Origin of the sequence: Modestobacter sp. SSW1-42 (genome assembly GCF_046635825.1) — a bacterium.
Classification (GTDB): Bacteria; Actinomycetota; Actinomycetes; order Mycobacteriales; family Geodermatophilaceae; genus Modestobacter.
This window is the reverse complement of record NZ_JBISCA010000001.1, coordinates 368668-394773: the sequence shown is the minus strand read 5'-3', so window position 1 is coordinate 394773 and position 26106 is coordinate 368668. Positions and strand designations below refer to the sequence as shown.

Here is a 26106-nt window from a genome sequence, read left to right as displayed (position 1 = left end):
GGGCTCGCGGTCCGGTGGACCACGCAGCGGCTCACCGCGAGTCGGGGACGGCAACTGGCCGCGGTGTCGCCCGGAGGGAGACGATGCAGCAATGCGATCGGAGCTGCGAGCCGTGCGGACCGGGGGCGTCCCCTCGGTGGTGGACCTGACCGACGAGTGCGCGGAGTTCGTCCGCCACGAGGGCGACGGCCTGCTGCAGGTGTTCGTCCCGCACGCCACCGCCGGCATCGCGATCATCGAGACCGGGGCGGGCAGCGACGACGACCTGCTGGCCCAGCTCGACGTGCTGCTCCCCCGCGACGACCGCTGGCGCCACCGGCACGGCGCCGCCGGCCACGGCCGCGACCACGTGCTGCCGGCCTTCGTGCCGCCGCACGCCACGGTGCCGGTGCTCGAGGGGCGGATGACGCTGGGCACCTGGCAGCGGATCTGCTTCGTCGACACCAACATCGACAACCCGACCCGGCACGTGCGGTTCACCTTCCTGGCGGGCTGACCGGCCGGTTCGGTCCCCGCCGCGGGCATGCGGGAAGATGCGGCCATGTCCGAGACGAGCGCCGCCCCCGTCCGCCTCGCGCCCGGTGACCCGGCGCCGGAGTTCACCCTGCCCGACGCCGACGGCACCCCGGTCTCGCTGGCCTCCTACCGGGGCCGGCGCGTGATCGTCTACTGCTACCCGGCGGCGCTGACCCCAGGCTGCACCACCCAGGCCGTCGACTTCACCGCCGCCGCCGGCGACCTCGCCGAGGCCGGGCTGGAGATCATCGGCGTCTCCCCCGACGCCCCCGACAAGCTGCGCACCTTCCGCGAGAAGGAGGGGCTGCACATCACCCTCGTCTCCGACCCGGACAAGGCGGTGCTCGGGGCGTACGGCGCCTACGGGCCCAAGAAGCTCTACGGCAAGGAGGTCGTCGGGGTCATCCGGTCGACCTTCGTCATCGACGCCGAGGGCCTGGTCGAGAAGGCCGCCTACAACGTCAAGGCCACCGGCCACGTCGCCAAGCTGATGCGCGACCTCGGCATCGCCTGAGGGAGGACCCTCCTGCCCCTCGCGGCGGGGCCCTGCAGGAGGGCCGGACGGCGCTGCCGGGGTGCGGCAGGGCCTGGCAGGACGGCGCCGGGTCGGGCAGGGTCGCGGCATGAGTGATCAGATCGGCGTCACCGGGCTCGCCGTCATGGGCGCCAACCTCGCCCGCAACCTCGCCCGGCACGGCCACCAGGTCGTCCTCCACAACCGCAGCCAGGCGCGCACCGACGCCCTGCTCGACGCCCACGGCAGCGAGGGCGACTTCGTCCCGACCGGCTCCGTGGCCGAGTTCGTCGGGGCCCTCCAGCGGCCGCGCAAGATCATCGTCATGGTGCAGGCCGGCGCCCCGACCGACGCGGTCATCGACGAGATCGCCCCGCTGCTCGACGAGGGCGACGTGCTGATGGACGGCGGCAACGCGCTGTTCACCGACACGATCCGGCGCACCGAGGCGCTGTCGGCGCAGGGCCTGCACTTCGTCGGCACCGGCATCAGCGGCGGCGAGGAGGGCGCGCTCAACGGCCCGAGCATCATGCCCGGCGGGTCGGCGGAGGCCTACGAGCTGGTCGGCCCGCTGCTGGAGTCGATCGCCGCCGTCGTCGACGGCGAGCCGTGCTGCACGCACGTCGGCGAGAGCGGCGCCGGGCACTTCGTGAAGATGGTGCACAACGGCATCGAGTACGCCGACATGCAGCTGATCGCCGAGGCCTACGACCTGCTCCGCCAGGGGCTCGGGATGACCCCGGCCGAGATCGGCGACGTCTTCGCCGACTGGAACACCGGCGACCTGTCCAGCTACCTCATCGAGATCACCGCCCAGGTCCTGCGGCACACCGACGCCGAGACCGGCGGGCCGTTCGTCGACGTCGTGGTGGACGAGGCCGAGCAGAAGGGCACCGGCCGCTGGACCGTGCAGTCCGCGCTGGACCTCGGCGTCCCGGTCAGCGGCATCGCCGAGGCCGTGTTCGCCCGCGCGCTGTCCGGGCACCGCGAGCAGCGGCAGGCCGCGCAGGCGGTGCTGCCCGGCCCGGACCGGGAGTGGGACGAGCAGGTCGCGGACCGGGACGCCTTCGTCGAGTCGGTCCGCCAGGCGCTGTACGCCTCCAAGGTGGTCGCCTACGCGCAGGGGTTCGACCAGATCACCCAGGGCGCCGACCAGTACGGCTGGGACATCGACCGGGCAGCGCTGGCCCGCATCTGGCGCGGTGGCTGCATCATCCGGGCCGACTTCCTCGACCGGATCGCCCAGGTCTTCACCGACGAGCCCGACGTCACCACGCTGCTCACCAACGCGTACTTCCGCGATGCGGTGAGCGTGGGCCAGGAGGGTTGGCGGCAGGTCGTCGCCGGGGCCGCACGCCACGGCGTCCCGGTGCCCGGCTTCGCCAGCGCTCTGTCCTACTACGACGGGCTGCGCGCCGAGCGGCTGCCGGCGGCGCTGATCCAGGGGCTGCGCGACCTCTTCGGCGCGCACACCTACCGGCGCACCGACAAGGAGGGCTCGTTCCACACGATGTGGGGCGAGGACGGCCGCGAGGTGCAGGTCTGACCTGATGCCTCCCTCGGCAGGGCCCGCCGCTCGCGGCGCGGCCCTGCCCGGGGGTCAGGCGCCGGCCTCGCGGGCGGCGCGGGCCCGGCGCCTGCCCTCGTGCATCGCCGCCACCCGGGCGACGGGGATGGTGTGCCCCTCGGCGACCAGGTCGGCGGGCAGGGCCTGCGGCTCCGGCTGCGCGTCGGCCCAGGGGTCGGTGCCGGCGAACCGCTCCGCCGCGTCGCGCACGGTCACGTCGCCGGGCCGGACCCCCGACGCGTCGTCCCACCTCTCGAGCTCGATCCAGCCCACCGGGGCCGACACCGGCAGACCGGGCCGGACCCGCGGGCTGTACGCGACCGCGATCGTCCCCCGCCCGGACCGCGTCGAGTCGACGAACACCCGGCCACCGCGCTCGGCCACGACGTAGGCGGTGGTGGCCAGCCCCGGGTCCAGCGCCGCGGTGCGGGCGGCCAGCGCCCGGGTGGCGGCCGCGACGTCCTCGGTGGGCGCGCCGTGCACCGGGACGACGACGTGCAGGCCGGTCGACCCGCTGGTCTTCACCGCCCCGGCCAGCCCCGCGTCGGCCAGCGCGCGGCGGGCGAGCAGCGCGGTGGCCACGACCACCCCGAAGTCCGCGCCGTCGGGTGGGTCGAGGTCCAGCACCAGCCCGGTGGGCTCGTCCTCCCCCACCCGGCTGAACGGCACGTGGAACTCCACGGCCCGCTGGTTGGCCAGCCACAGCAGCGTGCGGCGGTCCTCGCAGAGCACCTGGTGGACCTCGCGGTGCGCCCGGTCGCTCCAGGTGGGCACGGTGCGCACCCACTCCGGCGCCCCCTTGGGCACGTCGCGCTGGATGAACGGCGCGGCTCCGGGGCGCACACGCGTGACCGTCAGCGGCCGGCCGGCCAGCAACGGCACCAGCCGGTCGGCGAAGGCGTCCAGGTGGTCGACCAGGTCGCGCTTGGCCACCTCGAGCCCGTCGCCCAGCGGGGAGTCCAGGCTGCTCAGCCGGACGCCGTCCCGTTCCTCGTCAGCGGTGGCCACCCGGTCACCGTCCCGCGCCCCCGGGTGCACGGCAACCCGCGGCCCCGCCTCCGGCCTCCTCGCAGGGGCCCGCCGCGGACCTGTGAGCGGTGGGGGGCGAGGGGGTCCTCCGCCTGGTCCCGGAGGCGCGCACGTCAGATGTCGTAGACCCCGGCGTGCCGGGCGAGCTCGCTGGCCGGGAACACGGCGCGGGCGGCGGCCAGCTGGGCGTCGGCGTCGACCCAGGCCGGCACGTGCGTGACGAGCAGCCTCCCCACCCCGGCCGCGGCGGCGTGCTCGCCGGCCTGGCGACCGGTCAGGTGCAGGCCGTCGGGCAGGCCCGGGACGTCGGGGTGCGCGGCCTCGGCCAGCAGCACGTCGGCACCGCGGGCCAGCTCCACGACGTCGGCGCTCGGGCCGGTGTCACCGGTGTAGACCAGCGACCGGCCACCGGCGTCCAGCCGCACCGCGTAGCACTCGACGGGGTGCGCGGTGCGCACGGTGGTGACCTCGAAGGGGCCGATCGCCCAGCTGCCGGCGCCGATCGCGGTGACGCCGAAGACGTCGTCGATCGGGCCGCCGTCGGGGTCGTAGGCGGTCGCCAGCCGCCGGTCGGCGCCGACCGGCGCGTACAGCGGCACGGTGCGGCCGTCGGACCGCCCGGAGTAGCGGTGCCACACGACGAACGGCGCCACGTCGAGGCAGTGGTCGGCGTGCAGGTGGCTGAGGTAGACGGCGTCGACCATCGCCGGGTCGAGGACCGCCTGCAGCGCGCCGAACGCACCGTTGCCGAGGTCGAGCAGGAGCGCGAACTCCTCGTGCTCGACCAGGTAGCAGGACGCCGGGGACGCCGGCCCGGGCGCGCTGCCCGAGCACCCGACCACGGTGAGCCTCACGCCGCCGCCCCCGACCCGGCGTGCAGCACCTCGTCGACCTCGGGGCCGAGGAAGCGGCGGCCCAGCCGCGCGAAGGGCTCCGGGTCGCCGGTGGCCAGGAACCGGTGCACCGGTGGCGGCCCGTCGGGGTCGCGCAGCAGGTCGGTGCGGGTGAGGACCCGGTAGACGTCCTTGGCGGTCTCCTCGGCGCTGGAGACCAGCGTGACGCCCTCCCCCAGCACGAGCGAGAGCACGCCGGTGAGCAGCGGGTAGTGCGTGCACCCCAGGACGACGGTGTCGACGTCGGCGGCCAGCAGCGGGTCCAGGTAGGACTGCGCCAGCCCCACCAGCTGGCGCCCGCTGGTGGTCCCGCGCTCGACGAAGTCGACGAAGCTCGGGCAGGCGGCGCTGGTGACGGTGACCTGCGGGGCCGCGGCGAAGGCGTCCTCGTAGGCGCCGCTGGTGATCGTCGCCGTCGTGCCGATGACCCCGATCCGGCCGGTGCGGGTGGCCGCCGTCGCGCGGCGCACCGCCGGCAGGACGACCTCGACGACCGGCACGTCGTAGCGCTCGCGGGCATCGCCCAGACAGGCCGCGCTGGCGGAGTTGCAGGCGATGACCAGCATCTTCACCCCCGCGGCGACCAGGTCGTCCATCACGGCGAGGGAGTGCCGGCGGACCTCGGCGATCGGCAGCGGCCCGTACGGGCTGTGCGCGGTGTCGCCGACGTAGCGGATCGACTCGTGCGGCAGCTGGTCGAGCACCGCCCGGGCGACGGTCAGCCCGCCGACGCCGGAGTCGAAGATCCCGATGGGCGCGTCCGCCCCTGCCGTCGTCCCGTGGTCTCTCATCTCGCGCGCCAGGCTAGCGAGCCGGTCCGACGGTCCGCTCAGGCGCGGAGCAGCCCGGCAGCGGGGAGCAGCAGGCCCGCACCGGTCCAGCGGACCCCGGTGAGGTCCCGGACCACCGCCGTCGCCGCGGTCTGCAGCGCCAGCTCGCCGATGCCGAGCACCGCACACCCCGCGGCGAGCCCGGCGGCCACACCACTGGGGCTGTCCTCGAGCACGACCAGGTCGGCCGGCGGCAGGTCCAGCCGGGCGGCGCCGGTCAGGTACGGCTCGGGGTGCGGCTTGCCGGCCGTGACGTCCTCGGCGGTGACCAGGACGCCGGGCAGCGGCACCCCGGCCGCGGTCAGCCGCGCGCCGGCCAGCTCCCGCACCCCGGACGTCACGACCGCCCACGGCACGCCGTCCAGCTGCGGGACCAGCTCGAGCACCCCGGGGACGGCGGCGGTGCCGGCCACGTCGTCCAGCTCGAGCCGGGTGATGCGGTCGACCGCGGCGGGCACCGCGTGGGCCGCGGTGAAGAGCGCGACCGTGTCGGCGGCCCGGCGGCCGGGGACGGCGAGCATCACCTCGACCGGGTCCAGGTCGTTCTCCACCGCCCAGCGGGTCCACGCCCGCACGACCCCGGCCTCGGAGTCGACGAGCACGCCGTCGTTGTCGAACAGGAGTCCCCGCGCAGGGAGCAGGAGGTCGTTCACGCCCAGAGCTGGCCCTCGAGCGCGGCCGAGGCCTCCTCGAGGGTGCCGGCGTAGGCGCCGGTGGACAGGTACTTCCACCCACCGTCGCAGACGATGAAGACGATGTCGGCCTTGCGGCCGGCCGCGACCTCCTTGTCCGCGATCCCCAGCGCCGCGTGTAGGATCGCCCCGGTCGAGATGCCGGCGAAGATGCCCTCGCGCTCCACCAGCTGGCGGGTGCGGTGGACGGCGTCGTCCGGGCCGACCGAGAAGCGGGAGTCGAGCAGGTCGGCGTCGTAGAGCTCGGGGATGAAGCCCTCGTCGATGTTGCGCAGCCCGTAGACCAGCTCGCCGTAGCGCGGCTCGGCCGCGATCACCTGGACGTCGGGCTTGTGCTCGCGCAGGAAGCGGGAGACGCCCATCAGCGTGCCGGTGGTGCCCAGGCCCGCGACGAAGTGGGTGATCGAGGGCATGTCGGCGAGGATCTCCGGGCCGGTGCCGCTGTAGTGCGCCTCGGCGTTGGCCGGGTTCCCGTACTGGTAGAGCATCACCCAGTCGTCGTGCTCGGCGGCCAGGCCCTTGGCCACCGCGACCGCCTGGTTGCTGCCCCCGGCAGCCGGCGAGCTGATGATCTGCGCGCCGTACATCTCCAGCAGCTGGCGCCGCTCGATCGAGGTGTTCTCCGGCATCACGCAGATCAGCCGGTAGCCGCGCTGGCGGGCGACCATGGCCAGCGAGATGCCGGTGTTGCCGCTGGTCGGTTCCAGGATGGTGCTGCCCGGGTTCAGCCGCCCCTCCTTCTCCGCCGCGTCGATCATCGCGATGGCGGCCCGGTCCTTGATCGAACCGGTGGGGTTGTGGTCCTCGAGCTTGGCCCACAACCGCACGTCAGGGGTGGGCGACAGCGACGGCAGACCCACGAGCGGGGTGTTGCCGAGCGAGTCGACGAGGGAGGCGAAGCGGGCCATGAACAGGTCTCCTGGGAGTGGGTGCCGGGCGGGGAGGCCCGGTCAGCAGCCGCCGGCGACCGCGGGGAGGATCGTCACCGAGTCGCCGTCCTTGACGGCGGTGTCGAGGGCACCGGTGAAGCGCACGTCCTCGTCGTTGACGTAGACGTTGACGAAGCGGTGCAGCTTGCCCTCCTCGGTGACCAGCCGGTTCTTGATCCCGGGGTGCTGCGTGTCGATGTCGTCGACCAGGGCGCCGAGGGTGGCGCCGTTGCCCTCGACGGTCTTGTTGCCGCCGGTGTGGGTGCGCAGGATGGTCGGGATGCGGACCTGGATGGCCATGGGGGTGCTGCTCCTTCTGTGACGGGGTGACGAGCGGCGCGCGGCGCGCGCGGATGTGACGACTGTGCAGGGGAACGCCGAGCCCCGGCCGACGATTCCGGCGGCCCCGGCCCCCTCGCAGGGCCCCGCGGCGCGCGGAGCGCGTCGTGGGGGGCGAGGGGGTCCTTACTCGTAGACGACGGTGGTCGGCGTGTGGCCGAACAGGTAGGACTCGACGACGTCGACGTCCTCCTCGGTGACCTGACCGTCGACGATCCGGAAGCTGCGGAACTCGACGTCGTCACCGGCCAGGCCGGTCTGCGTGCCGTGCTCGCGGGTCGAGACCAGCACGTAGTGCGCCTCGGGCTCGGAGGCGTAGCTGATGTCGGTGCGCGAGGGACGGGCCTCGGTCGCGGTGTGCGAGTGGTAGATGACCACGGGCACCTCGTCCCGGTCGTCCATGTCGCGGTAGAGCCGGAGCAGGTCGGCGCTGTCGAACTCGTAGAACGTCGGCGAGCGCGCCGCGTTGAGCATCGGGACGTGCCGCTGGGGCCGGTCGCTGCCCTCGGGGCCGGCGACGACGCCACAGGCCTCGTCCGGGTGGTCTTCCCGGGCGTGGGCCACGATGGCGTCGTAGGTCGCGCGGTCGATGCGCAGCACGGCACCAGTCTAGGCGCCCGGGCCGGCGGCCCCGCCGCTCCCCTCCCCGGAGGGTGAGGCCATCCCGCCGAGGACGCCGGAGCCGGTGCCCGGGCGCTAGCGTCGGCGCCCGTGGTGGTCCAGGCGCTGATGGCGGCGGCGGTGGTCCTGCTGCCGTTGCCCGCGCTGGTCCTGGGGACCGCACGGGTGCGCCGCCGTACCGGCCGGTCGAGCCTCCACGAGCGCACCGACCGGGTGGAGCTGGCGCTGCTGGTCCTCGGCCGGACGCTCGCGCTGCTGCTGCTGCTCGCGATGTCCGCGGTCACCCTGCTGGCCTGCATCGGGGGGCTGGTGCGGGACCGGACGCTGCCGAGCCTGGTCTACGTGTTCTTCGTCGCCGACCTGCTGGTGGCGGTGCTCGTGCTGCTCACCTTCGGCCGCCGCGGCCCGCGACCAGCGCGTCGATCAGCGAGCCCTGCACGGCGGTGAGCCAGTAGTAGACGGCCAGCTGCGAGCCCTCGTCACCGGCGGGGTCGGCCGGCGGCTCGGTCTCGGCGGTCACGCCCAGCCGGGTGCCCAGCGCCAGCCGCAGGTCGTTGGTGGTGCGCAGCCAGGCCCGGGCCTGCTCGGCGTCCAGCCGCACCTCCCCGCCCTCCAAGGGCAGGGTCGCCCGCACGAGAGCCAGGTCGTCGGCCTTGCCGCTGCGCAGCCCGGCCTCGGTCAGGTCGCGGTAGTCCGCGGCGATCTCGGGGTCGCCGACGTGGCCGGGCGGCAGCAGGCGCTCGACCACCGGGTCGCCGCCGGTGTCGGCGGGGTCGGCGGCCAGCAGCTGCTCGAGCTGGTCGAGCAGCAGGCTCACGATGCCGACCTCGGCGGCCACGAGCTTGGCCACCAGCACGTCGCCCTTGCGACGGAAGGGCCGCACCTCAGGCGTCCTTCTGGTACGTGGCCCACAGGCCGTAGGCGTGCAGCCGGTTGGTGTCGTGCTCCATGCGCTCGCGCGGGCCGGAGCTGACCACGGCCTTCCCCTCGTTGTGGACCTGCAGCATGAGCTTCGTGGCGGTGGCCTCGTCGTAGCCGAACAGCTCCTGGAGCACGAAGGTCACGTAGGTCATCAGGTTCACCGGGTCGTCCCAGACCACGGTCACCCAGGGGCGGTCGAGGTCGGACTCCTCCCGGCTGACGGTCTCCGGCGTCCACACCGGCGCGAGCGGTCCGGCCACGTGATCACTCTAGGACGACTCCCCCGGGCGGCGCAGACGGTGGCCACCTATCGTCTGCGTCCATGTCGCCGAGCCCGCTCAGCCCCGCGCTGCTCACCGACCGCTACGAGCTCACGATGCTCGCGGCCGCGCTGGCCGACGGCACGGCCGAGCGCGACTGCGTCTTCGAGGTGTTCGCCCGCCGCCTGCCGCACGGCCGCCGCTACGGCGTGCTGGCCGGCACCGGGCGCCTGCTGGAGGCGCTGCCGCACTTCCGGTTCGGCGACGCCGAGCTGGCCGCGCTGGTCGAGCAGGGCGTCGACGACCCGCGGTTGCTGGAGCACCTGGCCGGGTTCCGCTTCACCGGCGACGTCGACGGCTACGCCGAGGGCGACCTGTACTTCCCCGGCTCCCCGGTGCTCACGGTGCGGGCACCGTTCGGCCAGGCGGTGCTGCTGGAGACCCTCGCGCTGTCGGTCCTCAACCACGACAGCGCCATCGCCGCGGCCGGTGCCCGGATGATCGGTGCCGCCGCGGGCCGACCCTGCATCGAGATGGGCTCCCGGCGCACGCACGAGGAGGCCGCCGTCGCCTCGGCCCGGGCGGCGTCCCTCGTCGGCTTCTCCGCCACCTCCAACCTGGCTGCCGGCGCCCGGTACGGCATCCCCACCACCGGCACCAGCGCGCACGCGTTCACCCTGCTGCACGACGACGAGGCCGCGGCCTTCCGCGCCCAGGTCGCGACCCTCGGCACCGGGACGACGCTGCTGGTCGACACCTACGACACCGAGCAGGGCATCCGGACGGCGGTCGAGGTCGCCGGGCCGGAGCTGGGGGCCGTGCGGCTGGACTCCGGCGACCTGGCGATCGAGGCGACGCGGGCGCGCGCGCTGCTGGACTCCCTGGGCAACACCGGCACCCGGGTCATCGTCACCAGCGATCTCGACGAGTACGCGATCGCCGCCCTGGCCGCCGCCCCCGTCGACGGGTACGGCGTGGGCACGTCGCTGGTCACCGGGTCGGGCTCCCCCACCGTCGGGATGGTCTACAAGCTGGTCGAGCGCGACGGCGTCCCGGTGGCCAAGAACTCCGAGGGCAAGCGCTCGGTCGGTGGGCGCAAGACCGCCGTCCGCCGGCACGACGCCGACGGGACGGCGACCGCCGAGGTGGTCAGCGCCGGGCCGGTGTCCGCCGCCCCGCACGACCGGGAGCTGCTCGTGCCGCTGGTGCGCGACGGCGAGGTGGTCGACCCGCGCAGCCCCGCCGACGCGCTGGCCACCGCCCGGGAGCTGCACGCGCGGGTGCGGGACACCCTGCCCACGGAGGCCTGGTCGCTGTCCCGCGGCGAGCCGGCCATCGACACCGTCCTCGCCTGAGGGTGCACCCCCGCGCGCGCGACGGTCGCGGGCGGTGTGCTGGACGGGCAGGATGGGCGGATGACGCGCGCACTGGTGATCGTCGACGTCCAGAACGACTTCTGCGAGGGCGGCAGCCTGGCCGTCGGTGGGGGTGCCGCCGTGGCACGGGCGATCAGCGCCCACGTCGCCACCGCCGGGTACGACCACGTGGTGGCCACCCGCGACCACCACGTCGACCCGGGGGCGCACTTCTCCCTCACCCCCGACTTCCTCGACACCTGGCCGGCGCACTGCGTGGTCGGCACCTCGGGGGTCGAGCTGTACTCCGACCTGGACCGCCGGCCGATCGAGGCGGTCTTCGACAAGGGCGAGTACGCCGCCGCCTACTCCGGCTTCGAGGGCTCCTACGACGGGCAGCGCCTGGCCGACTGGCTGCGGGCGCACGACGTGGACGCCGTCGACGTGGTGGGCATCGCCACCGACCACTGCGTGCGGGCCACGGCCCTGGACGCGGTCGGCGCCGGGCTGTCCACCCGGGTGCTGCTGCACCTGACCGCCGGGGTCGCCGAGGGCACCACCGCGGCGGCCCTGGACCAGCTCCGCTCTGCCGGGGTCCAGCTGGAGGGCACCGTCGCCCAGGCCGGGTGACCCTCAGCCCGCGTCGAGGACCTCGTCGCGGGTGAAGCCGAGCACCTGCAGCACGGCGTCCAGGTAGGGCTGGTTGAGCGCGGCGTTGGCCTGCTCCCGCACCACGGGCTTGGCGTTGAACGCGATGCCCAGACCGGCGGCGGCCAGCATGTCCAGGTCGTTGGCGCCGTCGCCGACCGCGACGGTCTGCTCCAACGGGATGCCGTGCGTGGCGGCGAACCGGGCCAGTGCCCGCGCCTTGCCCGCGCGGTCGACGATCTCCCCCACCAGCCCGCCGGTCAGCCGGCCGTCGGCCACCTCCAGGGTGTTGGCGGCGGCGAAGTCGAGCCCGAGTGCCGCGGCCAGCGGGTCGGTGATCTGGGTGAACCCGCCGCTGACGATCCCGCACCGGAACCCCAGCCGCTGCAGGGTGCGGATCAGCGTACGGGCGCCCGGGGTGAGCACCAGCTGCTCGCGCACCTCGTCCAGGACGCCGACCGGCAGCCCGGCCAGCAGGGCGACACGGGCGCGCAGCGACTGCTCGAAGTCCAGCTCGCCGTTCATCGCGGCCGCGGTGATCCCGGCGACCTCCTGCGCCCGCCCGGCCCGGGCGGCCAGCTCGTCGATCACCTCGCCCCGCACCAGCGTCGAGTCGACGTCGAGCACGATGAGCCGCTTGCTGCGCCGGACGAGCCCCACCTGCTCGACGGCGACGTCGGTGCCGGTGCGCGCCGCGACCGCGCCCAGGGCGGTCCGCAGCTCCGTCGACCCGGCGCCGGAGACGGTCAGCTCGAGGCTGGTGACCGGGTAGTCCGACAGCCGGCGGACCGCCTCGATGTTGCCCCCGACCCCCGCGATGGCGTGGGCGGTCCCGGCGACGGCGGCCGGCGGCACGGGACGGCCGAGCACGGTCACGTGGTGGCGCGGGCCGCGTTCGGGGCTCTCGCTGGCGGCGGCCGGCTCGACGGTGACGGTCATGCCGGTGGCGGCGGCGACCTGCTCGGCGGTACCGGCGAGCCGGTCGGCGAGCGTGCCCGCGCCGTGCGCCCCCGGGCCCCGCACGACGACGCCGAGCACCAGCTGACCGTGCACGACCACCTGCTCGACGTCGACCACCTCCAGCGCCTCGGCCCGCAGGTCCTCCAGGGCGGCGAAGAGCATCGCGGTCACCCCGGGGCGGTCGGTGCCGGTGACGGTCAGCAACGCGCCCTCGGGCGCGGGCGGCGCCGTCGGGCCCGTGGGCAGGTCGATCGGCGCGGGGGCGGCGGCACGGTCGGTCACGCGGTCATCGTGCCGGACCCACCGGGCGGGCGGTCGGGGCCCCCGCCCGGGCACACCCGGCCCCGGACGCGGGAACGCCCCGCCGGCCAGTGGCCGACGGGGCGTTCCGTGCTGTGGGACGACTTACGTCGGGTCCTTGTCGTTGGCGCCCTGACGGCTGCCACCGGTGAGCCCGGCCTCGCCGGCGTAGGGCCCGTGGCCCTTGCCCGCGTGGGCCTCCATCTCCATGCGGTCCCGCAGGTGCGGGTAGTGCAGCTCGAACGCAGGGCGCTCGGAGCGGATCCGCGGGATCTCGACGAAGTTGTGGCGCGGCGGCGGGGAGGCCGTGGCCCACTCCAGCGAGTTGCCGTGACCCCAGGGGTCGTCGCGCAGCGCCAGCCGGCCGTGCTTCCACGACTTGACGACGTTGTAGACGAAGGGGATCACCGAGGCGCCGAGGATGAACGACCCGATCGTGGAGATCGTGTGCATCGTCGTGAAGTTGCCACCGGCGTCGATGTCGAGGTAGTCGGCGTACCGACGCGGCATGCCCTCGTTGCCCAGCCAGTGCTGGATGAGGAAGGTGGCGTGGAAGCCGATGAAGGTCAGCCAGAAGTGCAGCTTGCCGACCCGCTCGTCCATCATCCGGCCGCACATCTTCGGGAACCAGAAGTACAGGCCCGAGTAGGCGGCGAACACCACGGTGCCGAAGACGACGTAGTGGAAGTGGGCCACGACGAAGTAGCTGTCGTTGACGTGCCAGTCCAGCGGCGGGCTCGCCAGGAGGACACCGGTCAGCCCACCGAGGAGGAAGGTGATCAGGAAGCCCACCGCGAAGAGCATCGGCGTCTCGAACGTCAGCTGGCCGCGCCACATGGTGCCGATCCAGTTGAAGAACTTGATGCCCGTCGGGACGGCGATCAGGTACGTCAGGAAGGCGAAGAACGGCAGCAGCACCGCGCCGGTGGCGAACATGTGGTGCGCCCACACCGCCAGCGACAGGGCGGTGATCGCGATCAGCGCGAAGACCATGCCCTTGTAGCCGAACAGCGGCTTGCGGCTGAAGACCGGGATGACCTCGCTGATGATGCCGAAGAACGGCAGCGCGATGATGTAGACCTCGGGGTGACCGAAGAACCAGAACAGGTGCTGCCACAGCATCGGCCCGCCGTTCTCGGCGGTGAAGACCTGCGCGCCCAGGTGACGATCGGCCAGCAGCGCCATCAGCGCGGCGGTCAGGATCGGGAAGGCCAGCAGGATCAGGATGCTGGTGACCAGCGACGCCCAGGTGAAGATCGACATCCGGAACATCGTCAGGCCGGGTGCACGCAGGCAGATGATCGTGGCGATGAAGTTGACGCCACCGAGGATCGTGCCCAGACCACTGACGGCCAGACCGGCGATCCACAGGTCACCACCGGCGCCCGGGCTGTGCGCCCCGGTCGACAGCGGGGTGTAGGCGTACCAGCCGAAGTCGGCGGCACCACCGGGGGTCAGGAAGCCGGAGACCGCGATCGAGGCCCCGAAGAAGAACAGCCAGAAGGAGAAGGCGTTCAGCCGGGGGAAGGCGACGTCGGGCGCACCGAGCTGCAGCGGCATGATCAGGTTCGCGAACGCGAAGAACATGGGCGTCGCGAAGAACAGCAGCATGATCGTGCCGTGCATCGTGACCAGCTGGTTGTACTGCTCGGGCGAGAGGAACTGCAGCTCCGGGCGGGCCAGCTCACCACGCATCAGCAGGGCCATGAACCCGCCGACGAAGAACCAGATGAACGCCACCGTGGTGTACATCAGGCCGATGGTCTTGTGGTCCGTCGTGCGCAGCAGGCCGAGGAGCCGCGAGCCCTTCTCGGCCTCGTGTGCCGGACTGGGCCGGCTCACGATCGGGGCAGGTGCGATCGTCACGACCGGAGCTTAGACGGTCCTGCAGGGCTTGACACGGCGGGTCGAGGGGTCGGTGCGGCGCGCCCCGCCCGGCACGCCGGGACGGCCACCGCCGCCACAAGATCGTGCACCACCGATCCGCCGTCCCGGCCCTGGTCACGCGGGTGCGGCCGGCGGCGGACCCCCCGGTTCCGAGACCGGGTCGTGACGGTCGACGCGTTTGCCCGTTGATCAGCCCGGGCACAGATGATCTTGCGCTGGACAGTCCAGCGCTCGACGGCCACGGCCGTCAGGCACAGGAGGTCTCACATGAGCCTTGGTGGAATCCTTCTGACGATCGTCATCGGCTTCATCGCCGGACTGATCGCCCGCGCCGTGGTCCCCGGCAAGCAGGACCTCGGCCTCGTCGCGACGCTGGTCCTCGGCCTCATCGGCTCGGTGGTGGGCAACGGCATCTACAACCTGATCGCCAACGGCAACCTCGAGTTCGCCCTCGGCGGCTGGTGGGCCTCGATCCTGGGCGCCATCGTGGTGCTGTTCGTCTACGTGCTCGCGACCGGCAGCCGCCGCCGCGTCACCCGCTGACGCACCGCCCGCAGCCGCGGGCACCGCTCCACCCGACGAGGGCCCAGCCGATCCGGCTGGGCCCTCGTCGCGTCAGCCGGCCCGCCGGCCGGCCTCCCAGGTGCCGACGTCGACCGCGAGGGTGACCGGGACGACGTCCGGCAGCGCGGCCACCCGGCCGGCCAGCTCGCTCTCGGCCAGGTGCCGGGCGTGCGGTCCCATCCCGACCAGGGTGCGCACGGCGGCGTGGTCCAGCGCCAGCACCTCCCGGTGCCCGGCCGAGGCGACCGGCTGCAGGTGCGGCTCCAGGGCCGCCGCCAGCCGGTCGGACTTGGCCGGGTCGACGGTGAGCAGCCCCAGCGGGCCGACCAGCTCGGCGAGGTGGTCGGCCGCCGGGGTCACCACGACCAGCCGGCCCCCCGGCGCGAGCACCCGGGCGGTCTCCGCGCCGTTGCGGGGGGCGAAGACGACGAGCACGCGGTCGAGGACGGCGTCGCGCACCGGCCAGCGCGCCCAGGAGTCGGCGACCACCGCCATCGCCCGCGGGTGCGCCCGCGCCGCCCGGCGGGCCGCGTAGCGGGAGGCGTCCAGCACCACCCCGACGGCGTCCGGCACCCGGTCGAGCACGCCGGCCAGGTGCGCGCCGGTGCCGCCACCGAGGTCCAGCAGCGTGCGCGGTGCCGGGCCGGCGAGCACGGCGTCGGCCAGCGCTGCGGTGATGCCGGCGTAGTGCCCGGCGGCCAGGAAGTCGGCCCGGTCGGCGACCATCGCCGCGGAGTCCCCGTCGTGCGGGGTCCCACCGGGCGGGAGCAACGTCACGTGACCCTGCCGGGCCCGGTCGAAGGCGTGCCCGGCCGCGCAGCGCAGGCCGGCGCCGTCGGCGGCCAGCCCCTGCCGACAGACCGGGCAGGCGAGGACGGCGACCGCGGCGGCCGGCAGCTCGGGCGGCGTCACCGCGTGCGCACCGGCAGCCGGTGCAGGGTGAGCTCCGCGATCCGGCCGGCGTCGAGGACCGCGGTCAGGTAGGTGGGGTGGGGCTGCCGGCGCCGGTCGGTGGGCGAGCCGGGGTTCAGCAGCCGCAGCCCGCCGGGCGCGGTGGTGTCCCAGGGGATGTGGCTGTGACCGAACACCAGGACGTCGGTGTCCGGGAACCGCTCGGCGCAGCGGCGCTCCCGGCCCGCGGCGCCCCCGGTCTCGTGGACGACGGCGAGGCGCAGGCCCGCCAGCTCGACCCGCGCGACCTCCGGCAGCCGCTCGCGCAGGGCGCCGTGGTCGTTGTTGCCGTACACGCCCACCAGCCGCCGGGACCGCTGCTCCAGCTCGTCGAGGAGCGCGACGTCCACCCAGTCACCGGCGTGCACGACGACGTCCGCGTCCTCGACGTGCCGCCAGAGCTCGGCGGGCAGGTCGCGCGCCCGCTTGGGCACGTGGGTGTCGGAGATGAACACCACGGAGATCGGCACGTCGGCATCGTCGCAGCCCGCTACCTTCGACCATCGGCCGACGACCCGGCCGACCGGTTCGACGATCGAGGGAACCCCGTGAGCAGCCCTGCCCCGAAGACCCCGGGCTCCGGCCCCGTCCTGGGCGACGAGCCCTATCCGAAGCGGTGGCTGGCGCTGGCCGTCATCGCGGTGACGGTGCTGATGATCGTGCTCGACGCGACCATCGTGAACATCGCGCTGCCGGCGGTCTCCACCGATCTGGAGATCACCGCGGCCAACCAGCAGTGGATCGTCACCGCCTACACGCTCACCTTCGGGGGCCTGCTGCTGCTCGGTGGCCGGATCGCCGACTTCTGGGGCCGCAAGCGCACCTACCTGGTCGGCGCGGTCGGCTTCGCCCTCGCCTCGGCCCTCGGTGGCCTGGCGGTCAACGAGGAGATGCTCTTCGCCGCCCGCGCGCTGCAGGGCGCCTTCGGTGCCCTCCTCGGGCCGGCGTCCCTGGCGCTGCTGACCGTGCTGTTCACCGACGCCGCCGAGCGGGCCAAGGCCTTCGCCGTCTACGGCGCCATCGCCGGCGGTGGCTCCGCGGTGGGCCTGCTGCTGGGCGGGGTGCTCACCGAGTACGCCGACTGGCGCTGGTGCTTCTGGGTCAACGTGCCGGTGGCCCTGTTCGCCGTGGCGGCCGCGATCCGGATCGTCCCGGAGAGCCGGGCGCCCGGGGACGCGAGCTACGACGTCCCGGGTGCGGTGCTGGTGACGCTGGGGCTGGCCTCGCTGGTCTACGGCTTCACCAAGGTCGCCCAGGCCTCGCAGGAGGACCCGCAGCAGAACGCCTGGACCGACGGCACGGCCCTGACCTTCATCGTCGTCGGCCTGGTGCTGGTCGCCGCCTTCGTCGTCGTCGAGTTCCGGGTGCGCAACCCGCTGCTGCCGATGCGGCTGGTGCTCGACCGCAACCGCGGTGGCGCCTACCTGACCTCGACGCTGGTCGGCGCCGGGCTGATCGGCTCGTTCTTCTTCCTGAGCCTGTACTTCCAGGAGGTGCTCGGCTACACCCCGGTGGCGACCGGGTTCGCCTCGCTGCCCACCACCCTGGGCGTGCTCATCGCCGCCGGTGCCGCCAGTGCGCTGGTGCCGCGGATCGGCCCGAAGCCGCTGATGGTCCTCGGCGGCGTGCTCGCCGCCGGCGGGCTCTTCCTGCTGTCCTTCCTGGACGTCGGGACGGGGTTCTGGGCCATCCCCTTCCCCGGCCAGCTGCTGCTCGGCCTCGGCCTGGGCTTCACCTTCGTGCCGCTGTCGAACCTGGCCCTGGTCGGGATCGGCGCGCACGACGCCGGCGCCGCCAGCGCGGTGCTGCAGGCGGTGCAGCAGATCGGCGCTTCGATCGGCACCGCGCTGCTGGCCACGCTGTCGGTGGGCGCGATCACCGCGGCGCTGACCGACCGTCCCGCCACGCAGGAGGACCCGGTCGCCGGGCTCGAGGCCCAGGTCGCCGGCTACACGACCGCCTTCACCTGGGCCGCCGTCCTGCTCTTGATCGGGGCCGTCGTCTCCGCGGTGCTGATCAAGGCCACCAAGGACGACCTGCCGACCGACGCCCCCGTCCACGCCGGCTGACGCTCCGCACCGAGGCCTGACCCGACGCCCGTCTCCCCCGCGGGGAGACGGGCGTCCGTCATTCGTGGACGGCCGACTCGTGGCCGCGGTGCGCGGGCGACTCGAGCTGGAACGTGCAGTGCGACAGGTCGAAGTGGCCACCCAGGCACGCCGACAGGGCGTCGAGCACGCGCCCCCCGTGACCCTCGGCGAGCACGTCGTCGTGCACCACGACGTGGGCGGACAGCACGGGCAGGCCCGAGGTGATCGTCCAGGCGTGCAGGTCGTGCACCTCCAGGACGCCGGGGACGGCGAGCACGTGCACCCGCACGTCGTCCAGGTCGACGCCGCGCGGCGCCGCCTCGAGCAGGACGTCGAGGGCCTCGCGCAGCAGCGACCAGGCCCGCGGCAGGACCAGCGCACCCACGGCCAGCGAGGCGACGACGTCCGCGCCGGTCCAGCCGGTGGCGGCGATGACGACGGCGGCGACGATGACCGCGACCGAGCCGAGCGCGTCGCCGACGACCTCCAGGTAGGCGCCGCGGGTGTTCAGCGACTCCCCCTGCTGGGCGTGCAGCAGGGCCAGCGACCCGACGTTGACGGCCAGGCCGACCAGGGCGACCCCGAGCATCCAGCCGGAGTGGATGTCCGGCGGGTCACCGATCCGCCGGATCGCCTCGACCACCACGTAGACCCCGACCCCGAGCAGCAGCAGGCCGTTGGCGACCGCGGCGAGGACCTCGAGCCGCTGGAGGCCGAACGTCCGGCGGCCGCGGGCGGGCCGCTGGGCGAGGGTGACCGCGCCCAGCGCCATGCCGATGCCGAGCGCGTCGGTGGCCATGTGGGCGGCGTCGGCGAGCAGGGCCAGCGACCCCGAGATCAGTGCGCCGACGACCTCGAGGACGAAGACGCTGCCGGTGGCGACCAGGACGACGGCCAGCCGGCGCCGGTGCCCGGCCGCCGCGGTGCCCGAGCCGTGCCCGGCACCGTGGCGGTGCCCCGCCCCGTGGTCGTGCCCCATCGCCTGCTCCCTCGCCGTCCGGACGTCTGACATGCAGGATGCCGCATGTCAGACCGGGACGCCAGGACGCCGGACCCGCCCGTCGTCCGCCTAGAGGGCGACGCCGCGCTCGCGGAGCCACGGGACGGGGTCGACCCGGGCGCCCTCGATGCCGCCGACGTGCACCTCGAAGTGCAGGTGCGGCCCGGTGGACTGGCCGCGGTTGCCCAGCAGCGCGATCGTGTCGCCGGCGCGCACGCGCTGCCCCTCGGCCACCAGGATCTCCTGCATGTGCCCGTAGACGGTGACGTCACCGTTCTCGTGCTGGACGTAGACGGCCAGCCCGAACCCGCTCGCGGCGCCGGCGCGGACGACGACGCCGTCCATCACCGCGTACTCGGGGGTGCCGATCGGCGCGGCGAAGTCGATGCCGGCGTGCAGCGTGCCCCAGCGGCTGCCGAACCCGCTGGTGAACCGGGCGCCCTGGACGGGCAGCACGGCCTTGGGCCGCGCGGCCTCGGCGGCAGCAGCGGCGGCGGCGGCCGCGGCATCGGAGGCGATCCGGTCGGCGTCGGCCTGGACCCGGGCGGCGGCGGCCTGCTCGTCCTCGCGCTCGGCCCGGCTGGCCAGCAGCTGCTGCAGGCGGGAGGCGGCGAGGTCCTCGGTCAGCGCGGGCCGCTCGGCCTGCAGCAGGCCGAGCTCGGCGGCGACGCTGACCGGCTGGGCGGCGTCCGCGGCGCGCGCGACGTCCACCGGGCTGCCGGCGGCGGTGAGCGCGAGCCCGGCCACGCCCAGGACGGCGGCGGTGACGAGCAGCCGCGGGCGGCCGAGCGGCGTGCGGGGACGGTGGTGCCGTCCGCCGGCGACCACCTGCTCCCGGGTCCGGCCCGCACGCCCGGGCGCGGCCGGGTCGGGAGCGCCGGCCGCGAGCAGGGCGTCGACGTCGAGCGCGAGCGGCCAGGCGTCGACCGCGGTGCGGCCGGCCGGGCAGGCCGTGGAGCCGCCCAGCGGGGAGGTGCCGCACAGGCGGCGGGGGCGCCGGGTCAGGCTGCGGACGGGCGCCGGCGCCGGCACCTCGGGGCTCACGGGTGACGGGGCGGCAGCGGTGCCGCCGGTCCGGACGGTGGCGTCGTGGCGCTCCGTCCCGTCGTCGTCGAGCCGGGCGAGATGTTGCGGTTCCATGCACCTGTCTTCCGTCGGCGTCGTGCTGGGGCGAGGCCCATGTAAACACGATGTGATCAGTTCGTGATCTACGAACCGGGGTATGCACATCGGGTCAAGTGGTCAGCGTCACAACAAGTACTGCCAACTGGGCACCGTCCGTCACGGCATGACTGCCGGCGGTTCATGAGTCAGACGCGCCGGTCCGGGTAGGTCCGGAGGACACGCGCCGAGACCGTCCCCGCTGACCACGTCGCGGACCTCCCGGCGCTCCCCCGAGACCGAGGAGCTCCCCCCATGCGCGCAGTGACCTGGCACGGCCGGGACGACGTCCGCGTCGACACCGTCCCCGACCCGATCATCCAGGACCCCACCGACGTGATCGTCGAGATCACCTCGACCGGCATCTGCGGCTCCGACCTCCACCTGATCGAGGTGATGGCCCCCTTCATGACCGTCGGCGACGTGATGGGCCACGAGCCGATGGGCGTCGTCCGCGAGGTGGGCGCCGGGGTGACCGAGCTCAAGGCCGGCGACCGGGTCGTCGTCCCGTTCAACATCTCCTGCGGCACCTGCTGGATGTGCGCCCAGGGCCTGCAGAGCCAGTGCGAGACCACGCAGAACCGCGAGCAGGGCTACGGGGCCTCGCTCTTCGGCTACACCAAGCTCTACGGCCAGGTGCCCGGCGGCCAGGCCCAGTACCTGCGCGTCCCGTTCGGCAACACGCTGCCGATCAAGGTGCCGCACGGCCCGGCCGACGACCGGTTCGTCTACCTCTCCGACGTCCTGCCCACCGCCTGGCAGGCGGTGCAGTACGCCGACGTCAAGCCCGGCAGCACGGTGCTCGTGCTGGGTCTCGGCCCGATCGGCGACATGGCCACCCGCATCGCCAAGCACCTCGGCGCCGCGCAGGTGCTGGCCTCCGACGTCGTCCCGGAGCGGTTGGCCCGGGCCCGCGCCAACGGCATCGACGTCCTGGACTCCACCGACCAGGCCGACGTCGTCGCCTGGGTCCGGGACAAGACCGACGGCCGCGGCCCGGACGCCGTCATCGACGCCGTCGGCATGGAGGCCCACGGCTCCCCCGGCGCGCGGATCGCCCAGAAGGCGAGCGCGATCGTGCCGGACGCGATCATGGAGCGGGTCATGCAGGTCGCCGGGATCGACCGGATGGCCGCGGTGAACACCGCCATCGAGGCCGTCCGCCGCGGCGGCACCATCTCGCTGTCCGGCGTCTACGGCGGCGCGACCGACCCGATGCCGCTGGCCCAGATGTTCGACAAGCAGGTCCAGCTGCGCATGGGCCAGGCCAACGTGTGGCGCTGGGTGCCCGACATCCTGCCGCTGCTCACCGACGCCGACCCGCTGGGCGTCGACACGTTCGCCACGCACCACGTCCCGCTGGAGCAGGCGTCGCAGGCCTACGAGACCTTCCGCCAGAAGCAGGACGGCGCGGTCAAGGTGCTGCTGCAGCCCTGACCTGCGGTCCTGCGGGCCGCGCACGGGACCCTCGTCCCGGCGCGGCCCGTGGCGCGTGGGGCGACGTGACCAGCCTCATGTGCGCCAGGGGCAGCGGAACCGGCCGCACTGCTCTTGTCTGGGAGTGGGCACCTCGTGTCCTCTCCCCCCGCGCAGCCCCTGAGGAGCCCCGCCGTGCCCCGCGCCCTGCTCGCACTCGCCATCGGCGCCTTCGGCATCGGGACGTCGGAGTTCGTGATCATGGGCATGCTGCCCCAGGTCGCCGACGAGTTCTCCGTCTCGGTCGCCGCGGTCGGGATCCTGATCAGCGCCTACGCCCTGGGTGTGGTCATCGGTGCACCGACGCTCACCGCGCTCGGGGTGCGGTTCACGCCCCGGCAGACGCTGATCGGGCTGATGGCGGTGTTCACCGTCGGCAACGCGCTGTCCGCACTCGCGCCCAGCTACGAGACGCTGATGGCCGCCCGGGTGGTCACCGCGCTGGCGCACGGCTCGTTCTTCGGGGTGGGCGCCGTGGCGGCCCGCGCGCTGGTGCCCCGGGAGAAGGGCACCCAGGCCATCTCGCTGATGTTCGTCGGGCTGACGCTGGCCAACGTCGTCGGCGTCCCGATCGGGACGTTCGTGGGCCAGGAGCTGAGCTGGCGGCTGGTGTTCGGCGGCGCCGGGGCGATCGGGCTGCTGACCATCGTCGGGCTGGTCGCGTGGATGCCGCGGGTCGCCGGCGCGCCCACCGACCTCCGGCAGGAGCTGGGCGCCTTCCGCCGCCGCCAGGTGTGGACGACCCTCGCGGTCACGACCATCGGCTTCGCGGCGCTGTTCTCCGTGTACAGCTACATCACCCCGATCCTCACCGACCTCTCCGGCGTCCCCGAGGGCGCGGTGCCCTACCTGCTCGCCCTCTTCGGCGTGGGCACGACCGTCGGCACGCTGCTCGGTGGCCGGCTGGGCGACCGGTACGGGTTCGTCTTCGTCACCGTCGGGCTGCTCGCGACCGCGGCCCTGCTGGTCGTCTTCACCTTCGTGGTGGTCGTCCCCGTCGTCGCCGTCGTCCTGCTCGTGGTCTTCGGCGCCATCACCTTCTCCGGCGGGCCGGTGGTGCAGAACCGGGCCATCGAGGCCGCGCAGGTGCAGGGCGGCAGCCTGGTCTCCGCGGCCAACCAGGGCGCGTTCAACGCCGCCAACGCGCTGGGCGCCGCGCTCGGCGCGGCCACCCTCGACGCGGGCTGGGGCTACCGGGCACCGATGTGGGTCGGCGCCGTCCTGGCGCTGCTGGGCGCCGTCCTGTCGGTGGCCGTGGTGCGCGACCAGCGGGCGGAGGCCGCGCGCGAGGCTGCCCGCGCCGAGCCGACGACCACCGCCGCGGTCCGCGCCGCCTGACCGTGTGCACGCCCGCCGCGCGCGGGTAGGCACCGGCCATGACCACTCCGACAGCCGAGAAGTCCGGCCAGTTCGCCCTCGGCGACCGCACGGTGCACCGCATCGGCTACGGCGCCATGCAGCTCTCCGGCCCGCACGTGATGGGCCCGCCCGCCGACCGGGACGCCGCGGTCGCCGTGCTGCGCCGCGCGGTGGAGCTGGGCGTCGACCACATCGACACCAGCGACTACTACGGCCCGCACGTGACCAACGAGATCATCCGCGAGGCGCTGCACCCCTACGGCGACGACCTGACGATCGTCACGAAGGTGGGCGCCCGCCGGACGCCGGACGGCGAGTGGCCCGAGGCGCTGGGCGCCGACGAGCTGCGGCAGGCCGTGCACGACAACCTCGACCACCTCGGCGTGGACGCCATGGACGTGGTCAACCTGCGGATGCCCGGGTTCGCCGAGCCGGTGCAGCGCTCGCTGGCCGAGCCGATGGAGACCCTCGCCGCGCTGCAGCAGGAGGGACTGGTCAAGCACATCGGGGTCAGCAACGTGACCCCGCAGATGTACGCCGAGGCCACGTCGATCGCCCCGGTCGTCTGCGTGCAGAACCACTACAACCTGGTCAACCGCAGCGACGACGCCCTGGTCGACGCCCTCGCCCGGGACGGCGTGGCCTACGTGCCGTTCTTCCCGCTCGGCGGCTTCAACCCGCTGCAGTCCGCGGCGTTGGAGACCGTGGCCCGCACGCTGGAGACCACGCCGATGCAGGTCGCCCTGGCCTGGCTGCTGGCCCGCTCCCCCAACATCCTGCTGATCCCCGGGACGAGGTCGGTGCAGCACCTGGAGGAGAACCTGACCGCCGCCTACCGGGTGCTCGGCCCGGTCGAGATGGCCGAGCTGGACCGCATCGGCGGCGACGGCACCCTCGACCCCGACCTCTGACGGGGTCGCTCCGGGATCAGCTCAGCTCAGCGTGCGTGCTCCTGGCTCACCGCACACCGTGCGCCAGGAGCAACGACGATCAGCTGACCTGATCCCGGGGCGCGGGCCGGACGTCCCTCAGCGGGCGCGCTGGACCCGGCCCTCGTCGAACACCGGCTCGGGCGTCTCGCGCACCTGCCCGTCGGAGCCGAACACGAGGAACCGGTCGAAGGTGCGGGCGAACCAGCGGTCGTGGGTCACCGTGATGACCGTGCCGTCGAAGGCACCGATCGCGGCCTCCAGCGACTCGGCCGACAGCACGTCGAGGTTGTCGGTGGGCTCGTCCAGCAGCAGCAGGGTCGCCCCGGACAGCTCCAGCAGCAGCACCTGGAACCGGGCCTGCTGCCCACCGGACAGCGACCGGAACAGCTGGTCGCCCGACGGCGCCAGGCCGTAGCGGCGCAGGGTGGCCATCGCCCGGCCGCGGTCGACGCCGGGGCGCTCGCCGTCGCCGCGCCACAGCAGGTCGACCAGCGTCTCGTCCAGCCACTCCGGGTGGGCGTGGGTCTGGGCGAAGAACCCCGGGACGACGCGTGACCCGAGCCGCCAGCCACCGGTGTGCGCGACGTCCTGACCGGCGAGCAGCCGCAAGAAGTGCGACTTGCCGGCGCCGTTGGAGCCGAGCACCGCGACCCGGTCGCCGTACTCGATCTCGACGTCGAAGGGCTTCATCAGGCCGGTGAGCTCGAGCTGCTCGGCCATCACCACCCGGACGCCGGTGCGCCCACCCCGCAGCCGCATCTGCACCTGCTGCTCCGGCGGCCGCTCCGGGGGCGGACCGGCGGCCTCGTACTTGGCCAGCCGGGTCTGCATGGCGTGGTACCGCGCGGCCATGTCGGGTGAGTTCTTCGCCAGCTGCTGCATCGTGCGGGTGAGGTCGATGAGCCGCTGGTGCTCCTCGTCCCACCGCCGGCGCAGGTCGGCCATCCGCTCGTGCCGGGCGGCGCGCGCCTCGGGGTAGGCCGCCCACGTGCCGGCGTGCACCCACGCCGTCCCGCCCTCGACGGTGACCACCCGGTCGGCGACCCGGTCGAGCAGCTCCCGGTCGTGGGTGACGAACAGGACGGTCTTGCGGGTCTCCAGCAGCCGCTCCTCCAGCCACCGCTTGCCCGGGACGTCGAGGTAGTTGTCCGGCTCGTCGAGCAGCAGCACCTGGTCGGGGCCGCGGAGCAGGCACTCCAGCGCCAGCCGCTTCTGCTCACCGCCGGACAGGCTGTTGAGCCCGCGGTACTTGCACCCCTCGTACGGGACGCCGAGGGCGGCGACGGTCACGGTGTCCCAGGTGACCTCGACGTCGTAGCCACCCACGTCGCCCCAGGTGGCCAGGGCGTTGGCGTAGGCCATCTGGGTGGGCTCGTCGTCGTCCTCCATCATCGCCAGCTCCGCGGCCTCGACGGCGTCCCAGGCCGCCCGGACGGCGGGCGGGGCGAGGTCGACGAGGAAGCGCTGCACCGTGGTGTCGTCGCGCACCGACCCGATGAACTGGCGCATGACGCCCAGCCCGCCGACCAGCGCGACCGAGCCCGCGTCGGGCACCAGGTCGCCGCTGATGATCCGCAGCATCGTGGTCTTGCCCGCGCCGTTCTCCCCGACCAGGGCCGCGATCGCGCCCTCACCGACCCGGAAGGCGACGTCGTCGAGCAGCACCCGCCCGTCGGGGAGGGTGAACCGGACACCGGTGACGTCGAGGTAACCCACGCCCCCATCCTCCCGGACGGGGCAAACGGCTCCGCGCTCCCGAGTCGATCATGGGCGTCCGGCCACCGACGCAGCCCGCCACCCGCGCGACCGGCCGACGAGCCGATGACCGACGGGCCGAGGGCCTGCCCGGGACCGCGGTCAGCCGCTGTAGCCGTTGCGCCCGTCGGCGGTGCTGGACACGGCGTCGCGCACGAGCTGGTCCAGCGCCACGGTGTCGACCCGGTCGAGCGAGGTGAACCGGATGCAGCTCTTGCCGCAGGAGACCCTGCCCAGCTGCGCCGCCCGGGCCTCCGCGAGGTACTGCCCGTCGACGACGGCGCACACGTAGAGCGACAGGTGCCGCTTCTGCGCGGCCAGCGCGATCAGCGGCCACGTCGTCGTCTCCCGGGCCGACCGCGGCCGGTAGGGCATCAGCCCGTACCCCAGCATCTGCCCCGACCCGACCGGCACCAGCTGGCGGTCGATGCCCGGGGCCGCCGCCTGGACGAGGGCATCGACCCGGCGCAGCTCCCCGGCGCGGTCACCGGCGGCGGCGAACCAGGCGTCGACGTCGGTCCCGTCGCCGGCCATGGTCAGAGCACCGACCCCAGGAG

At 74.1% G+C, this 26106-nt stretch carries 28 protein-coding genes; 11 read left to right on the top strand and 17 right to left on the bottom strand.

Annotation, left to right across the window (positions count from 1 at the left end; genetic code table 11):
• Positions 1 to 112 precede the first annotated feature (112 nt).
• The 3 genes from ACGBYP_RS01985 (at position 113) to gndA (ending at position 2576) form a co-directional block, all read left to right on the top strand.
• A complete protein-coding gene (locus ACGBYP_RS01985) occupies positions 113 to 496 on the top strand; it encodes a YjbQ family protein (RefSeq protein ID WP_411581591.1) in 384 nt (127 codons plus the stop codon).
• A 45-nt stretch (positions 497 to 541) separates the two neighbouring features.
• Positions 542 to 1030 (top strand): thioredoxin-dependent thiol peroxidase, encoded by a 489-nt coding sequence (bcp, locus tag ACGBYP_RS01980; protein WP_411581590.1) that lies wholly within the window; start codon positions 542 to 544, stop codon positions 1028 to 1030.
• A 109-nt stretch (positions 1031 to 1139) separates the two neighbouring features.
• Positions 1140 to 2576, top strand: coding sequence for an NADP-dependent phosphogluconate dehydrogenase (gene gndA, locus ACGBYP_RS01975; protein WP_411581589.1), 1437 nt, complete (start codon positions 1140 to 1142; stop codon positions 2574 to 2576).
• A 54-nt stretch (positions 2577 to 2630) separates the two neighbouring features.
• Here the strand turns inward: gndA and ACGBYP_RS01970 are convergent, their stop codons facing one another.
• The 7 genes from ACGBYP_RS01970 to ACGBYP_RS01940 form a co-directional block, all read right to left on the bottom strand.
• Positions 2631 to 3605, bottom strand: coding sequence for a DNA polymerase domain-containing protein (locus tag ACGBYP_RS01970; RefSeq protein ID WP_411581588.1), 975 nt, complete (start codon positions 3603 to 3605; stop codon positions 2631 to 2633).
• A 134-nt stretch (positions 3606 to 3739) separates the two neighbouring features.
• On the bottom strand, positions 3740 to 4480 hold the full coding sequence (locus ACGBYP_RS01965; protein WP_411581587.1) for an MBL fold metallo-hydrolase: 741 nt from the start codon (positions 4478 to 4480) through the stop codon (positions 3740 to 3742).
• Entirely contained in the window at positions 4477 to 5310 is an 834-nt protein-coding gene (gene murI / locus ACGBYP_RS01960; RefSeq protein ID WP_411581586.1) for a glutamate racemase, read from the bottom strand. The genes ACGBYP_RS01965 and murI overlap by 4 nt, the downstream gene beginning before the upstream one ends.
• 38 nt (positions 5311 to 5348) lie before the next feature.
• A complete protein-coding gene (locus ACGBYP_RS01955) occupies positions 5349 to 6002 on the bottom strand; it encodes an HAD-IA family hydrolase (RefSeq protein WP_411581585.1) in 654 nt (217 codons plus the stop codon).
• Positions 5999 to 6949, bottom strand: a complete 951-nt coding sequence (locus tag ACGBYP_RS01950; RefSeq protein WP_411581584.1) for a PLP-dependent cysteine synthase family protein — start codon at positions 6947 to 6949, stop codon at positions 5999 to 6001. Before ACGBYP_RS01950 ends, ACGBYP_RS01955 begins: the two co-directional genes overlap by 4 nt.
• Positions 6950 to 6991: 42 nt before the next feature.
• Positions 6992 to 7270 (bottom strand): MoaD/ThiS family protein, encoded by a 279-nt coding sequence (locus ACGBYP_RS01945; protein WP_411581583.1) that lies wholly within the window; start codon positions 7268 to 7270, stop codon positions 6992 to 6994.
• A 165-nt stretch (positions 7271 to 7435) separates the two neighbouring features.
• Entirely contained in the window at positions 7436 to 7909 is a 474-nt protein-coding gene (locus ACGBYP_RS01940; RefSeq protein WP_411581582.1) for a Mov34/MPN/PAD-1 family protein, read from the bottom strand.
• Between the two features lie 111 nt (positions 7910 to 8020).
• On the opposite strand from ACGBYP_RS01940, the gene ACGBYP_RS01935 reads away from it, so the two are divergent.
• A complete protein-coding gene (locus tag ACGBYP_RS01935) occupies positions 8021 to 8377 on the top strand; it encodes a hypothetical protein (RefSeq protein WP_411581581.1) in 357 nt (118 codons plus the stop codon).
• Here ACGBYP_RS01935 and ACGBYP_RS01930 read toward each other — a convergent pair.
• On the bottom strand, positions 8316 to 8813 hold the full coding sequence (locus tag ACGBYP_RS01930) for a DUF2017 family protein (protein WP_411581580.1): 498 nt from the start codon (positions 8811 to 8813) through the stop codon (positions 8316 to 8318). The genes ACGBYP_RS01935 and ACGBYP_RS01930 overlap by 62 nt on opposite strands.
• Before the next feature lies 1 nt (position 8814).
• Positions 8815 to 9111 (bottom strand): ATP-dependent Clp protease adapter ClpS, encoded by a 297-nt coding sequence (clpS, locus tag ACGBYP_RS01925; RefSeq protein WP_411581579.1) that lies wholly within the window; start codon positions 9109 to 9111, stop codon positions 8815 to 8817.
• Positions 9112 to 9173: 62 nt separating this feature from the next.
• Between clpS and ACGBYP_RS01920 the strand changes: the two genes are divergently transcribed.
• Both ACGBYP_RS01920 and ACGBYP_RS01915 read left to right on the top strand, forming a co-directional pair.
• Positions 9174 to 10466: a nicotinate phosphoribosyltransferase gene (locus tag ACGBYP_RS01920; RefSeq protein WP_411581578.1), complete on the top strand. Its 1293-nt coding sequence runs from the start codon at positions 9174 to 9176 to the stop codon at positions 10464 to 10466.
• Positions 10467 to 10526: 60 nt separating this feature from the next.
• Positions 10527 to 11096: an isochorismatase family protein gene (locus tag ACGBYP_RS01915; RefSeq protein WP_411581577.1), complete on the top strand. Its 570-nt coding sequence runs from the start codon at positions 10527 to 10529 to the stop codon at positions 11094 to 11096.
• A 3-nt stretch (positions 11097 to 11099) separates the two neighbouring features.
• On the opposite strand, the gene serB is transcribed toward ACGBYP_RS01915, so the two are convergent.
• Positions 11100 to 12356, bottom strand: a complete 1257-nt coding sequence (gene serB, locus ACGBYP_RS01910; RefSeq protein WP_411581576.1) for a phosphoserine phosphatase SerB — start codon at positions 12354 to 12356, stop codon at positions 11100 to 11102.
• A gap of 123 nt (positions 12357 to 12479) precedes the next feature.
• Positions 12480 to 14240, bottom strand: a complete 1761-nt coding sequence (gene ctaD / locus ACGBYP_RS01905; RefSeq protein ID WP_411581575.1) for a cytochrome c oxidase subunit I — start codon at positions 14238 to 14240, stop codon at positions 12480 to 12482.
• A gap of 288 nt (positions 14241 to 14528) precedes the next feature.
• On the opposite strand from ctaD, the gene ACGBYP_RS01900 reads away from it, so the two are divergent.
• Positions 14529 to 14804, top strand: a complete 276-nt coding sequence (locus tag ACGBYP_RS01900; RefSeq protein WP_411581574.1) for a GlsB/YeaQ/YmgE family stress response membrane protein — start codon at positions 14529 to 14531, stop codon at positions 14802 to 14804.
• 72 nt (positions 14805 to 14876) lie between these two features.
• Here ACGBYP_RS01900 and ACGBYP_RS01895 read toward each other — a convergent pair whose 3' ends face one another.
• A complete protein-coding gene (locus ACGBYP_RS01895) occupies positions 14877 to 15722 on the bottom strand; it encodes a putative RNA methyltransferase (protein ID WP_411582218.1) in 846 nt (281 codons plus the stop codon).
• Positions 15723 to 15733: 11 nt separating this feature from the next.
• The gene (locus ACGBYP_RS01890; protein WP_411581573.1) at positions 15734 to 16246 is read right to left on the bottom strand and encodes a metallophosphoesterase family protein; all 513 of its coding nucleotides are present in this window, start codon (positions 16244 to 16246) and stop codon (positions 15734 to 15736) included.
• 78 nt (positions 16247 to 16324) lie between these two features.
• Here ACGBYP_RS01890 and ACGBYP_RS01885 point away from each other — a divergent pair, with 78 nt between their 5' ends.
• A complete protein-coding gene (locus ACGBYP_RS01885; protein ID WP_411581572.1) occupies positions 16325 to 17845 on the top strand; it encodes an MFS transporter in 1521 nt (506 codons plus the stop codon).
• A 58-nt stretch (positions 17846 to 17903) separates the two neighbouring features.
• On the opposite strand, the gene ACGBYP_RS01880 is transcribed toward ACGBYP_RS01885, so the two are convergent.
• Positions 17904 to 18845, bottom strand: a complete 942-nt coding sequence (locus tag ACGBYP_RS01880) for a cation diffusion facilitator family transporter (protein WP_411581571.1) — start codon at positions 18843 to 18845, stop codon at positions 17904 to 17906.
• Positions 18846 to 18935: 90 nt separating this feature from the next.
• Positions 18936 to 20006, bottom strand: a complete 1071-nt coding sequence (locus ACGBYP_RS01875; RefSeq protein WP_411581570.1) for a M23 family metallopeptidase — start codon at positions 20004 to 20006, stop codon at positions 18936 to 18938.
• Between the two features lie 276 nt (positions 20007 to 20282).
• Here ACGBYP_RS01875 and ACGBYP_RS01870 point away from each other — a divergent pair, with 276 nt between their 5' ends.
• The 3 genes from ACGBYP_RS01870 to ACGBYP_RS01860 all read left to right on the top strand — a co-directional run bounded on the left by ACGBYP_RS01870 (position 20283) and on the right by ACGBYP_RS01860 (position 23773).
• On the top strand, positions 20283 to 21464 hold the full coding sequence (locus ACGBYP_RS01870; protein ID WP_411581569.1) for a zinc-dependent alcohol dehydrogenase: 1182 nt from the start codon (positions 20283 to 20285) through the stop codon (positions 21462 to 21464).
• 174 nt (positions 21465 to 21638) lie between these two features.
• Positions 21639 to 22841, top strand: coding sequence for an MFS transporter (locus ACGBYP_RS01865; RefSeq protein ID WP_411581568.1), 1203 nt, complete (start codon positions 21639 to 21641; stop codon positions 22839 to 22841).
• Between the two features lie 38 nt (positions 22842 to 22879).
• Positions 22880 to 23773, top strand: coding sequence for an oxidoreductase (locus ACGBYP_RS01860; RefSeq protein WP_411581567.1), 894 nt, complete (start codon positions 22880 to 22882; stop codon positions 23771 to 23773).
• Positions 23774 to 23890: 117 nt separating this feature from the next.
• On the opposite strand, the gene ACGBYP_RS01855 is transcribed toward ACGBYP_RS01860, so the two are convergent.
• Together ACGBYP_RS01855 and ACGBYP_RS01850 are read right to left on the bottom strand one after the other, a co-directional pair.
• Positions 23891 to 25510 (bottom strand): ABC-F family ATP-binding cassette domain-containing protein, encoded by a 1620-nt coding sequence (locus tag ACGBYP_RS01855; RefSeq protein WP_411581566.1) that lies wholly within the window; start codon positions 25508 to 25510, stop codon positions 23891 to 23893.
• Positions 25511 to 25651: 141 nt separating this feature from the next.
• The gene (locus ACGBYP_RS01850; RefSeq protein ID WP_411581565.1) at positions 25652 to 26083 is read right to left on the bottom strand and encodes a DUF1801 domain-containing protein; all 432 of its coding nucleotides are present in this window, start codon (positions 26081 to 26083) and stop codon (positions 25652 to 25654) included.
• Positions 26084 to 26106 lie beyond the last annotated feature (23 nt).